Raw genomic sequence first — 13630 nt, 5'->3', positions numbered from 1 at the left:
AAGTGATATGAATCTGAAAAACAAAAACCTCATTTTTATCATTGGCAGTTTGGTTATTTTTGTGCTAATCGCTGTACTTTATGCCAATCCTATTATCTCTGGTAAACAGCTTATGCAACCCGATATTGTACACTACAAGGGCGGTGCAAAAGAGTTATTGGATTATAGAGCTAAATACGGCACTGAAACCTATTGGAGCGATGCTATGTTTGGCGGAATGCCGACCTACCAAACAGGTGCACAGTTTAGAGGCGACCTTATAAAACAGGTGGATAATATCTTAAACTTCCTTCCTAAACCAGCCAATTATTTATTTTTGTTGTTTTCAGGATTTTTCCTACTGGGTATGGTAGCCGTGAGAAATTGGAAGTACGCTTTACTTGGAGCTTCGTTTTTTGGGCTATCTACTTATTTTTACATCATCATCGCTGCTGGGCATAATGGTAAAGTACACACTGTAGCCTATTTTGCACCTCTACTTGCAGGTATTCTATTAGTGTATATCAGGAAAAAGTACATTTTAGGATTCATTGTTACCGCTTTGTTTATGGGGTTACAGATAGCAGCGAATCATATCCAAATGACTTACTACCTATTTATAGCATTAGGATTTTTATTTATTTCAGAGCTTTTTAGAGCCATTAAAGACAATACCACTTGGAAACACTTCGGTATTTCTTCTGGTGTACTAGCCCTTGCTATTGCTTTAGGGGTAGGTATGAATGCTCAAAGGCTCATGGCAAATGCCGAATATGTTAAGGAAACCGTAAGAGGAAAGCAAATTCTAGACACCGAAAAAGGCAATACTGAAAAGTCTGGTATGGATAAAGAAAGTATTACCATGTGGAGTTACGGAAAGCTAGAAACGCTCAACCTATTTATTCCTAGACTTATGGGAGGCGGAAGCCAAGAAAAAGACTCGGAACGAATGATGGGGCGTATCCAAGAACTTGTACAAGAAAATGCAACCTCACAAGAGGAAGTTAATAACATCATCAAAGGGCTTAGCAGTCCTACCTATTGGGGAGACCAGCCTATGACTTCTGGACCTGCCTATCAGGGTGCTGTGGTTTGTTTCCTTGCAGTATTAGGATTTGTGTTTGCTAGAAAAAAATACAAATATTGGATTTTGGGAGCGTCCGCCCTCACGATTATGTTGGCTTGGGGACATCATTTTATGCCACTTACCGACTTTTTTATAGAATATGTTCCGCTCTACAACAAATTTAGAGCACCATCTTCTATCCTAGTTGTGGTAGAACTTTTATTTCCGCTCATTGGGATTTTAGGTTTGTATCAGTTTTTTAAAAATCAAAATTTTTCCAAAGAGTTAAAACAAAAGTACCTCATCTATACTACGGCTTCTGTGTTAGGATTTACGGTGATTTTACTCGTAGGAGGCAAATCTCTTTTAAACTTTTACAATGATACCGAAAAGACCTATCTCCCACCCTATCTACTCAATTATCTACAAGACGAAAGATGGCATTTTTTCCGAGCTGATGCTATAAAAGCAATTTTATATGTAGGCATTACTGCCATAGTACTTTGGCTTAGTTTAAAGGAAAAATTATCTCAAAATATCGCTTTAGTTATCATTGGTTTAGTAAGTTTATTTGATTTATGGACGGTAAATCAGCGTTATCTTAACAGCAGTAATTTTGTAGATAAAACCTTCGCAGAAAACCCTTTCCAAACAGAAAACAACGACTACCTTATAGGAAAGGCAGGAGACAATCCTTACATACAAGGGCTTCTTTCTCAAGTGAACATCAATAAGACTTTGGAAACTTTAGCCGAAAAAGATAAAAGTCATTACCGAATTTTCAATAATACTTTAGGAACTTTTGGCGAAACCAACACTTCTTATTTCAAAGCTTCTATTGGAGGTTATAGTGCCGCTAAACTGAGAAGATATGATGATTTAATCAACGAATATTTTAGCAAACAAGACACCGTAGCATTACCAAAAGTATTGAATATGCTCAACGCTAAGTATTTCGTGGTAGGTAGTGCGGACAATCCACAAGCCTATCCTAACCCTGATGCTAATGGCAACGCTTGGTTTGTTTCCGACATTTTATGGGCTAATACGCCTAACGAGGAAATCAAGGCCATCGGCACAATAGATAACAAAAGAACAGCCGTGGTAAGCACCGAAGACAAAAGCTACTTTAATGGCAAAAACATTCAGCCTGACAGTACCGCCTATATCCAGCTTACCCAATATCAGCCAAACGAAATACAGCTTAAGAGCCAGTCTAAAACACCTCAACTTGCAGTAATCTCCGAAATTTACTATCCAAAAGGTTGGAAAATGTTTGTGGATAATCAGGAAGTCCCTTATATAAAGGCAAACTACCTTCTTAGAGCCGTTTATGTTCCTGCAGGAAATCATACTATCAAAATGGTTTTTGACCCTGAAGTTCTGCACAAAGGTAAACTGTGGTCTTATGGAGCTTTTGGACTGTTCATCTTACTAAGTATCTTGGGAATTTTAAAACTCTACAAAGAGCAGAATGCCACAGCCTAAAAAAATACTTATCATCTCTTATTACTGGCCTCCCGCAGGAGGTCCAGGGGTACAACGATGGCTCAAATTCGCCAAATACCTCCCAGAGTTTGGGTGGCAACCCACCTTATTTGTTCCAGAAAACCCAAGCTATCCTTTATTAGACGATAGCCTATTAAAAGAAGTACCAAAAGATATTGATGTTATAAAAACAAAAATCTGGGAGCCTTACCAAATTGCCGAAAAACTCAACAAAAACAACAAAAAATTTAAGACAGGACAGTTTGATATTGGCACTAATCAAAGTTGGAAATCTAAACTTTCTATTTGGATAAGAGGAAACTTTTTTATTCCTGATGCTAGAGTATTTTGGGTAAATCCTTCTGTAAAGTTTCTAAAAAAATATTTAGAGGAACATCATTTTGATGCTTTAGTAACTACAGGACCACCACACTCCCTGCACTTAATTGGACTTAAACTCAAGAAAGAGTTTCCAAAATTAAAATGGATTGCCGATTTCCGTGACCCTTGGACAGAAATATCCTACTACAAACACCTTAAACTCTCCAAAATAGCCGATAAAAAACATCGGGAGCTGGAGCAGAAGGTATTTAATCATGCGGATATTACCCTTGCTACCAGCTATACCGATGCCCAAAACTTTAGAAAAAAAGGGGCAAATGCGGTATGTATTACCAATGGCTACGATTCTGAAGCCCTCAATACCACCGAGAGAAAGCCCAAAACCAAATTTACACTAAGCTATATTGGGGTATTAGAACAACTGCGAAACCCTGAAATACTATGGGAAACGCTAAATGAACTACTTAATGAATCTACCGATTTTAAAGCCGACTTTGAGCTAAAACTGGTGGGTAGAATTGATACCAAAATCTCCGAAAGTTGGGAACACACGCCTCTTAAAAACCACATTAACGATTTAGGATACCTCCCACACCATAAAGCCGTGGAAGAGATGCATCATTCTACGCTACTTCTTATAACCAACTTCCCACAAGAGTCTTCTAAAGGGATTATTCCCGGTAAAATATTTGAATATCTTGCTTCTAGAAATACCATTATTTCCTTTGGACCTGCCCAAGCTGATGTAGAGAAGATATTAGAAGAAACCCAAACAGGCAAACATTTTTCTTACCAAGACAAAACCTCTTTAAAGCAGTACTTATTACAGCAATACCAGCTTTGGAAACAAACCGATTTTACTAAAGCTCCACAAGATATTTCTGCTTTTTCTAGAAAAAATTTAGCCCAGTCTTTAGCAAAACTATTGGATAATGGTATCCTCTGAAAGAAAAAACAAACTCCTAAAACTTGCATATCTAAAAAATAGCTTATACATTTGCCCCAGTTTTATGACCCACTATATCAAAAACATACAACCAAGTGTAAAAAAGTGTCCCAATTATTTGGAACAGCCAAATAATTGTGTAAATACACACAAATAGTACCGTGCCTACGCGTTCTATTATATTACTTTTTATATAGATTTTCGTCGTTAATCATTAGTCCTAAATTTAGGCTTAACCAACTTCTTCCAATAACTACCATTCGGAGCTTTTCGTGTTTATCCTATTCTAATTTTAGCTTTCATACTTATTTACTAAAAGTACCATTGTTTTGTCTTACAACATGGTCGTTCTTGTTAGGTGCTTTTAGTGTTCAGAGAGAGTATTTTGCTCTTTCTGTATTAGCCTTTCCTCTCGTTCTGTGTGTGTTTAGAGAGGGAAGGCGTTTTTTAAGGTTAGAACTTAGTATCACCTCAACCCTTAAGTCTAAAATCCAATATCTAACATCTATAATCTTAAACAATTAAATATCAACAATTTTAAAATTAAATTTTATGAAAACAACAACCAAATTGAGTGTGTTCGCCTTTTTAGGTTTAAGCTTTGTAGCTTACTACGGACAAGATTACAGTGGCAAAGTGGGAATTAACACCGATAAACCCAACGCTACTTTAGAAATTAAAGGTAAATCTGATAATACTAACAATACCTTGGAGGGGCTTGTTATCCCTAATGTGAGTATTAACAAAACTCTACAAATGGGTGGAAATACCAGTATTAAAGAATCTACCCTTATCTATGTAAATGATTTAAGCGACTATACCACCACGCCAGCAGATGCCAAAGTGATAGACATTACCGAAAAAGGCTACTATTTTTGGAATGGTACCAAATGGGTAAAAACTGCAGGCAAAGAGGGGCAAGAGTGGGTATATAATCCCACTAATAAAAGAATAGAGCTTAAGAGAAGTGGTACACCACCCTTTAATAACAAGGTGTATTATGATGAAAATGGGGTAGCCTACAACGGAGGACATTCTGAAGATGATGATGTTATATTCGCAATTACAGCAACTGACCCTGTAAAGGGAGTGATTACAAAATATATCCCAACACCCTACAAAGGAACAGCTAGAGGGAAAGTCTCTATGTATGATACCTTGGATAATTTACCACTAAATACCTTTAAACATCCTATTACAGGTGCTTCAATCTATCTGAAAAACCAAAGGAGTAATTTTTTAAGTATTTCTAGTTCAGACCAGTATCAACCAGGCGTGGGTGTTGTGGGAGGCAGAAACCAAATAGATATTCTTGAAGGGAATAATAATAGTTATAGTTCAGTGTTAGGGTCTACATTTCTTGCCAATGCTATTGGAGGAGGAACTGTTTCTATTTTAGATGGAATACAATCTTATGGAAATGTGGGGAATGGTCAGTCAGCAGGCACTTTAAGAGGGGGTTTTCTACAAGCTTCGTTTGATACCTCTGGAAATGTAGATAATCTGTATGGTTCACAGGGCACCGCTTTTTTAAAACCTGCGGCTACAGGGAATGTAACTAACGCCGTAGGAGGATATTTCTTTTCAAATATCGGAAGTAAAGGCTTAAATACTAATGTATATGGAACTATAGGACAGGTTTCTGTAGGCAAAGACTCTGGAAATACCACTTTTGTTGGAGAGCGATTAGTGGCGGGTTGTTTTACTGTTTATAATTCAGGTAGGACTCAGTATAAAACCCAATCAGGGGTTTATGCTGGAAGTACAGTAGCTGACCCAACAGTTGCAACTGCTCCAATAAATAATTATGGGGTATTTGTAGAGAATATTTCTGGTGGTTCAAATGGTAATTATGCTATCTATACCAATGCAGGAAGTAGCTCATTAGGAGATAAACTATCATTAAGAAACGATAAATGGGCAGCTAATCAAGAAGCCATCTTAGAATTTCAAAATGGCTCTAGTAAAAAAATAATAGACTCCAATAATATTGAAACAAGAATCGCTACTTCACAAATTATAGATCAAATGAATGGCTCTGGAGATGGGGGATCTAACCTGATATTTAAAACCCAAAGCCCTACACCTGGAACCAATCCCAACCTTACCTTACCTACGGAAAAGATGAGAATACAAGCTAATGGTAATATGGGGATAGGAATAACCACCCCAAGTGAAAAATTAGAAATAGCTGGAGCTATAAAAATAGGCACCACTACTAGTACTTGTACTTCTGCAAACTATGGGGCTATCAAGTTTGAGAGTGATAATTTTTATGGTTGTAAATCCACAGGTTGGGTACTTCTTAATAATTAAAAATAAACCACAATATAAACTTAATAAATTATGGCAATAAAATTCACAGTAGTAGAAAAACCACAGCCTGGGGTAGCAGGTGGTGGCATTAAAAAATGGTATGCCCAAGCTGTAAGTGCAGGCGAGCTCACCATAGACGATATGGTAAAACAAATAGAAAAATTCTCTGCTCTAAGTGAGGCGGATATCAAAGGGGTATTGGTTGCTTTAGAAAATGTAGCCCAAGAAGCCTTAGCCAATGGCTATATGGTTCGTTTAGAAAAGCTAGGCACCCTCTATCCTACCCTTAGCAGTGGCGGAGCGGCTACGGAGAAAGATTTTAATCAAAGTCTCATTAAATCGGTAGGCGTAAACTATCACCCCGGTAAACGCATCTTAGATAGTATGACTGCGGCAGGCTTTGAAAAAGCGAAATAACCCGCCCCATCTATACGCCTTAAAAAAACTACCGCAGGTTTTTTAGCCTACTTAACCTATCTTCGGAAAGTCCCTAGCCATAGGCATTACAAAAGGAAGCTTCTTTTTGTCTAAAAGGAGGCTTCCTCTTTACCAATTAGAAGCCTCCTTTTAGATAAAATCAAGGCTGGTTCTGTATAGAACCAGCCTTGATTTATTATAAGTGTTGGTAATCCTACTATTAACTATTATCTGGCAATCTTTCTCATTCTTTTAGGACCATACCAAAGCCAAAAGCCTGTAATCGTAAATATCAAAAGAGCAATCCCCATGACGGTGGTGTATATTAGTTTAAACAGACTGCCATCGGTTCCCAAATAAAAGTCGATAATAGAACCATCGTGGATTTTTTCAAGATAATCCGAGCGCCTCCGTTCAATATGCAATAGCTTTCCCGTAGAACCATCAAGCTGAACGCCCCAAAAATGATGGCTGAATACAAACTTTACCATACCCTTATCCTTGCGGACATCTATCCTATCCAACTCAAGAGATAAGTCTGGCGAAATAGAATCGTGCAATATTTTACAAGCATTACGGTGCAGACTGTCCAACGGAAGCCAGTCTTTGAGTTCGATGGAAGTGCCTTTGTAGGATTTAGACAGAATAAGCCCGCCACTATGCTTTTTCCAACCCAACAGAAGCCCCGAAACGGATATAAAAAAGAAAAATACAAATAGTAAAGCTCCTGTTATCCTATGTATTTTTCTAAAATTCCTAAGTAGTGCAGCTTGTTTCTTTCTTTTGTCTTTCTGTATCATCTTTATCTATTTCACAATTAGTAAGCAAAATCTGGTCATTAGTCCCCCTAAAATCACTGGGACAAATATAACATAACTTTACAAAACCTGCTTCATCATAATAAAGATGCTTTCACCAGACCTAAAAAAAGATGAACCATTCTCCATTTTTATCCTTTTATATTTTATATAGAAAAAACTTATATGCGTTAGAATTCTTCACAATATCTATCATTCACAATCAAACTACTGAACTTATTAAAACTGATATTTATCATAATATATCCTTTCGTAGGTATTTAATTAGGATTTTCTTTATCGTTATTTTTATTTTTACAAAATCTAAATAAGCAAATATGAAAAAATTATTACTTAGTGGATTAGTACTATCGCATATCGTAGTTCTATCTCAAAATGTGAACATTCCTGATTCAGAATTCAAGCAAGCTCTCATTAAGCATTACCCAAAAATTGATACAAATGGCGATGGGGAAATTAGCGTAACAGAGGCAGAAGCCCTAACTGATAGATTGGATTTATCAGATAAAAAAATCAACAATCTTACGGGATTAGAAGCCTTCAAAAATGTGGAAGAAATACAATTATACTACAATACAGGGAGCCTTACAGAAATAGACTTCAGCGGGAACAAAGCTCTAAAGAGAGTTTACTTAGAAGGGTCTAATATTTCTTCCATAAATATTAGTCAAAATACAGAATTGGAGGATTTAAACAGCTACTATAACAATTTAACTTCCTTAGACGTAAGCCAAAACAAAAAGCTAAAGATTTTAAATTTTGGCGACAACCAAATCAGTAATATAGACCTAAGCAAAAACCCAGAACTTATTACCTTAGAAGGCTATAACAACCAACTAACTTCGCTAAACATAGATAACAATACAAAACTTACCAGCCTATCTTGCTACGGGAACAGCCTTACCAATATCAGCATTGATAAGAACCCCAAACTTGTAAGTGTAGATTTAAGCAATAATAAAATAGAAACTTTAGACGCCAGTAAAAATCCAGATTTGGTTAATTTATCTCTGGCAAGCAATAACCTCAATAGTCTAAACATTGCATTCGGAAGTTATGCTAATTTTTCGGGATTAGATATTACCAATAACCCTAACTTAACTTGTGTAAAAATTACCGAAGGCGAAAAAGTAAGTTCTACGTGGCAACAAGATAGTGGTGTAACCTATAATACAGATTGCGGTACTATGTCCACCTCCAACTTATCTTCTTCAAGCGATGATGTAACGCTTTATCCTAACCCTGTAAAAGATATTCTATACATTGCTTCCAAGAAAACAGTTTCCGAAATAAACCTTTACGACGCTTCCGGAACGCTTATTTTATCCAATGCCCACGGCAAAACTATTGACCTAAATCACCTAAAAAAAGGAGTTTACCTCCTATCAATAAAAGTGGACGGAAAGATGATAACCAAAAAAATCATAAAACAATAAACTACTAAAAATAGAATATCGAAAAAGCCGTTGTAACATTTGTTACAGCGGCTTTTTCATTAAAATATTATTTTCCATAAAACCAACCTATCCCCAACCGCCTACAGCTTCATTTCCAAAGTGAAATAATATTGGCGAGGAGCGGAAGGAATAATCCCCGGTCCTGGATACCCTGTGGCTCTTCGGGTAAAATAGACTTCATTCAGTACATTATTCACGCCTGTTTCCAATCGGATATTAGGTGTGATGCGGTACGAAAAAGAGGCATCTAATAGCTTATAAGCTGGTATGCTCCCTCGTATCCCCCACAGATGGTCTGTTTTATCCGTAGGTTCATTAGTTGCCGTGGTAAATTGCTCCGACATATAGGTAAACAAAAGGCTTCCTAAAAAGTTACGGTACCCAAAGTTAAGCCCCGATTTTAAATTGACTTTAGGTACATATTCCACACGGTTGCCCTTAATCCCAGGTATCTCGGACTTTACATATTGAGAATGCGTGAGTGCTGTATTAAAAAACAAATTCCATTTCCAATGTTGCAAATTCCCTAAAAGAAGTTTGTTGATATTTACGTCTACCAACGATTCTAACCCCGCAATAAATGCCGCTCCTACATTAGTTCGTACCTTTGCTACATCGGAGAACAAGCCTTCCCTTTTTCTAAAAACATTATCTATTCTGTTATTATACCACAATCCAAACATATTGATGTCGTAAGACAGTGTATTTTTCCAATTCCCTCTTATCCCCAAATCTCCCGTATAGCCTGTTTCGTCCTTAATGTTGGGGTCTATCACTTGGGAATTATTTTCTACTCTAATATCACTAAAGGTTACAGAGCGGTAATTTTGGGACAAGTTAGTGTAAAATTCAAACGCTTTGGTAGGCTTATAAGAAACACCCAATCCCAATAGTGCAAAATTTCTTTGGCGTTTCTCTTGTTCTTCAAAGCGTTTGTTATAGATTACATTTCCTGCATTATCTTCTATCACCCTTTGGTACGCCCCATCTGCACCAGTATCTATAAACTCCCAACGCACACCGGGTACTACCGACCAAGAAGCTCCCAACTTAAATATATTCTCTGAAAACACCGCTATATTTCGGTTAGGATAGCTATAATCCGACTGAAAGAAATAGTTTTTATTAGTCTGGTCAAAGTTAAAATCTGCCCCAGAAAAAGTACTTCCCGGTCCTTGCTTCCCCGAGTTTTGAGCTTTATAATATTTACCTCCTACCAAAAAAGTATGGTTTTTATTCCCATATTGTTGCAGGAACCTTGCTTCTACTCCCCAATTCTTAAAATCTCCTGTAATCAAATCCCGTATAGCCCCTTCATAATCCACATCTGCAACTCTGGACGGACGATACCCTAAAGAATAACGGGACGCTCCCAAGCCAAACCCACTTAAACTTAATTTGGCACGAGGGGTAAACTGATGCTTTAATGACACATTCCAAAGGTTCCAGTCCACTTTAAACCAATTTCTTGCTCGGTTGCTTTGATAAGGGTTTTGGTAGAACTGAAAATCGGTAAGCCCCCCAGGTTGATGTGCCAAATAATTAAAACGGGTAAACTCCGTACTGATACTTGTTTGAGGCGTTATCTCATAGTTTAAATGAACATAAAAGTTTCTGGCATTATATTCCGAATTTTCTTGAAATCCGTCCCCTTGCTTATAATTAAAAAAGGTATAATAAGACCACTTGCCCACCGTTCCGCTCAAAGCATTGAAACTCGTATAAGTATTAAAACTTGCATAAGTATTCCTGCTGATAAGCTCCAACGGTTGTGTTTTAGTTGGCGTTTTTAGTTTAAAATTAAGCAACCCTCCGAACTGTGTTCCGTATTGCAACGAAGCCGCTCCTCTCACCACCTGAATCTCCTCCAATGCCTCTGCGGGTGGTGTATAATAGCTCTCTGGATAACCCAATACATCGGCACTAATATCGTACCCATTCTGTCTGGTGTTAAAGTTAGCTGAACGGTTAGGGTTAAGCCCTCGCCCTCCTATGTTGAGCTGAAGCCCCCCGTCGTTACTATCAAAAACATTAACGCCCGATACTTGGGAAAAGACCTGTCTGGGATTATTAAGGGCTTTATTAGCCAACTTTAAATCCATTAGCACCACTTCCGTTTTTTTAGCGGCAAAGATGCTGGTGCCTTCCACTTCCCTCAATTTTCTGGATTCAAAGGCTTCCAACTTTCTTTTAACCAGTTCTACCTCCTGTATATCCTTGATTCTTTCTTTGTGTTGAGCATTCAAAAATAATGGTGCGGTAAGCAATGCAATGTTACAAGCCTTTAATAACATCGTTGAAAGGTAATAGCCATTTCTTTGGTAAAAATGATTCTTCTTCATTAGTTAAATCTACATTAGGGTTAATATACAACTGGCTTCTCCTACCATTGAGAGCCACATACACCTCGGCATAGACCTTGGCGTTTTTTACTCCTTTTTCCCTTTCAAAATAATCCTTTAAAAAGTGGGCGTATTCTAAAATAAAATCAGGTTGAAATGCCATCTGTTTTTCTTGTGTAGGGGTGAGAAAATCCGAATTTTCCACTCGGTAATATTCCTTAGTTTTAGGATTATAGACTTTAAACTCTGCATAACCGCCTTTTTCCATCAGCATCACCCGCCAAGAAAATCTAAAGCCCTCCTCCGTCCAGAATAATTCCCCCGGATAAAGCAAATACCGCCAAGGCAGTAACACTTGAACGGTAAAAAATAAAACCAAAATTCCACAGATAGGTTTCTTGAAATACGGCGCATATTGGTAAACCTTGCCATTAAAGTAAGCCTTAAAATCCCATTTGAAACAAGAGTACAGCCTGTACCAAAACTTCTGATGCCATTCGGAAGAAAAGTAAATCGTAGCTCCAAACATCATCACAAAAGGAAAAATACCAATAGGAAACAACCACCAAGTGAGCGTATGAAAAACCACCACACTCCCAAATGCCCAGCCTCTGGTTTTACGATATAATAGTAAAAAAGGGATACTCAAATCGTACAATGCTCCTGCCCAACTGAACAAATAGGCGGTTATAGTTTTATCCATCAAACCACCTATCAGCGGAAGATGAAACTTTGAAGCCAACCATAACTTGAGCGGCATTGCTTCCAATAGCCAATCGGAATTGAGCTTACACACACCTGCATAGAAATAAACCAAGCCTACCAGAAACTTAATGGCGTTAATCGTCCATACTGGAACAAACTCTCTTTTCTTTTCGGGATTGGCTTCCGCATCGGCAGAGAAAGCCACGTTCATCGGTAAAAATATCAACAAAAAGCTCAAAATACTGATAAAGTAATAATGGTTAAGATAATTAGTCTTATCCATAAGTTCGATGTAAGTAAACGAAAGGAAAAAACCAACGATTGCCATTCGGTAATACCGCCCCACCATTACTAAAAAAGCCATTAGCCCTGCAAACAAAAATAAAGCGTAGGTATAATTCCCCAAAGGTTTTACCCACTGAAAACCGTAATAACTAAAGAAAAAACGAGGTTCTATATACAGACGCTCTATCCAACCGTACAGAAAAAACCGAGCGATGCTTACCAGCATTAGCAATCCGAAAAACAGCCTATAAGTCCCCAAAACGGCAGAACTTACAGGCTTTTTAAAATACTGATATTTCCAGTCTTTAATCTCCATCGGTATCCATATAAGAAATGGTGATATTGAGCGATTGTACCATATCCACTTTCAGTTTAGAAACATTCTGCTGAAGACTGAAATAGGCATTTTTCATTTGAGCCAAATCTTGGGTTATTTGGATTTTAAGATTAGGATTAAGAGCTTCTATATTTTTTATGGCTTCCTCAAACTGGCGGACAATGTCTTGTGATAAAGTCTTGTGATGAGCATTCTTGGTCGCCATATAGTCTATATAATGTTGTAGCGACTTGCCACTTTTACCGTTAATCCCTTTGCCTTGAAAAAATTCCAGCATTGCTTTCGTTCCCAAGAGGGCGTACGCTCTACTGTACTGGGGAGCAAACTGGCTTTCTATCAAATGAGGTTTAGGAGCTTCGCTTTGTGCCAGAAACATCGGCGTTAAAACACCTGATGGATAACCTATCTTAGCTGCACGAAGATTTTTCTCGTAATACTGCACATAGGCATTTACCATTAGACTGATGCTTCCTGAAGCGTTGCTATCCGTATTTTCTACAAATTTGTTTCGGTAACCGCCCTTCCAATCTGCTAAAACTTCGGTAGCCGATTTTAAAATTTCCGCAGACAACGCCGATAAATAAGCCTTATAATCCGCTGCCTCTTGCCCCGAAGTGTATTCCATTAAAATAGCGTTATCTTCGGGCTCCAAGCCATTCACCAAATAATCTATCGCAGGAAGCCCTTGGGCTATTTTACCCCCCTGAATTTCCGAAAGTTGACGGAAATTATAGTTGTGGTCTTTCGCATTTTGTTTTATCCGTTCCGTATTGGTAGGGTAGGTATTCACCCTATACAGAAAATTCATAGAAACTTCTTCCGCCTTACCCAAACGATAAAAACCAATATACTGGTAGGCTTCGTAAGTCTTGTTAAGGGCTTCTCTCACCGCAGTAAGATGAGTTTGATTGGGCTCTTGCGCAAACGCTTTAATCTTTGTATCCAAATTGGTCGCCTCATCTTTAAACTTTTCCGTATAGGGAATGATAAAGTTATCTGCCCAATGCCTGAGCATTTCTTTTCGGTCAAATCCATCGTCCACCTTTGCGTTTTCCGTAGGGGAATCGTTACCGCCACAAGAAAACAATACCAAACAAAAGAGTGCTGAAAAAAATAGTTTAAAATAATTCAT

Annotated in this window: 9 protein-coding genes; 5 read left to right on the top strand and 4 right to left on the bottom strand. The window is 37.8% G+C overall.

Features of this window, described 5'->3' with window-relative positions:
- Positions 1 to 7: 7 nt before the first annotated feature.
- The 4 genes from RA0C_RS09915 to RA0C_RS09900 all read left to right on the top strand — a co-directional run bounded on the left by RA0C_RS09915 (position 8) and on the right by RA0C_RS09900 (position 6554).
- The gene (locus tag RA0C_RS09915) at positions 8 to 2533 is read left to right on the top strand and encodes a YfhO family protein (protein ID WP_013447192.1); all 2526 of its coding nucleotides are present in this window, start codon (positions 8 to 10) and stop codon (positions 2531 to 2533) included.
- Positions 2520 to 3821, top strand: a complete 1302-nt coding sequence (locus RA0C_RS09910) for a glycosyltransferase family protein (protein ID WP_004917458.1) — start codon at positions 2520 to 2522, stop codon at positions 3819 to 3821. The genes RA0C_RS09915 and RA0C_RS09910 overlap by 14 nt, the downstream gene beginning before the upstream one ends.
- Positions 3822 to 4373: 552 nt before the next feature.
- Complete coding sequence (locus tag RA0C_RS09905; RefSeq protein ID WP_004917457.1) at positions 4374 to 6137, top strand: hypothetical protein; 1764 nt, start codon at positions 4374 to 4376, stop codon at positions 6135 to 6137.
- Between the two features lie 30 nt (positions 6138 to 6167).
- Positions 6168 to 6554, top strand: coding sequence for an HU family DNA-binding protein (locus RA0C_RS09900; protein WP_004917454.1), 387 nt, complete (start codon positions 6168 to 6170; stop codon positions 6552 to 6554).
- Positions 6555 to 6781: 227 nt separating this feature from the next.
- On the opposite strand, the gene RA0C_RS09895 is transcribed toward RA0C_RS09900, so the two are convergent.
- Positions 6782 to 7354 carry a PepSY domain-containing protein gene (locus RA0C_RS09895; protein WP_013447191.1) on the bottom strand — a complete coding sequence of 191 codons (573 nt, stop codon included), beginning with the start codon at positions 7352 to 7354 and terminating at the stop codon, positions 6782 to 6784.
- 335 nt (positions 7355 to 7689) lie between these two features.
- Between RA0C_RS09895 and RA0C_RS09890 the strand changes: the two genes are divergently transcribed.
- Positions 7690 to 8808 (top strand): leucine-rich repeat domain-containing protein, encoded by a 1119-nt coding sequence (locus tag RA0C_RS09890; protein ID WP_013447190.1) that lies wholly within the window; start codon positions 7690 to 7692, stop codon positions 8806 to 8808.
- Positions 8809 to 8909: 101 nt separating this feature from the next.
- Here RA0C_RS09890 and RA0C_RS09885 read toward each other — a convergent pair whose 3' ends face one another.
- Genes RA0C_RS09885 through RA0C_RS09875 form a run of 3 tightly spaced genes read right to left on the bottom strand, consistent with a single transcriptional unit; the run spans position 8910 to position 13630 of the window.
- Positions 8910 to 11123 carry a TonB-dependent receptor family protein gene (locus RA0C_RS09885; protein WP_013447189.1) on the bottom strand — a complete coding sequence of 738 codons (2214 nt, stop codon included), beginning with the start codon at positions 11121 to 11123 and terminating at the stop codon, positions 8910 to 8912.
- On the bottom strand, positions 11104 to 12477 hold the full coding sequence (locus RA0C_RS09880; RefSeq protein WP_013447188.1) for an HTTM domain-containing protein: 1374 nt from the start codon (positions 12475 to 12477) through the stop codon (positions 11104 to 11106). The genes RA0C_RS09885 and RA0C_RS09880 overlap by 20 nt, the downstream gene beginning before the upstream one ends.
- Positions 12467 to 13630, bottom strand: a complete 1164-nt coding sequence (locus RA0C_RS09875; RefSeq protein WP_013447187.1) for an imelysin family protein — start codon at positions 13628 to 13630, stop codon at positions 12467 to 12469. Before RA0C_RS09875 ends, RA0C_RS09880 begins: the two co-directional genes overlap by 11 nt.

The sequence above is a fragment of the Riemerella anatipestifer ATCC 11845 = DSM 15868 genome (assembly GCF_000252855.1).
GTDB lineage: Bacteria > Bacteroidota > Bacteroidia > Flavobacteriales > Weeksellaceae > Riemerella > Riemerella anatipestifera.
The sequence above is the reverse complement of the archived record's forward strand: the minus strand, read 5'-3'. Positions and strand labels throughout refer to the sequence as shown.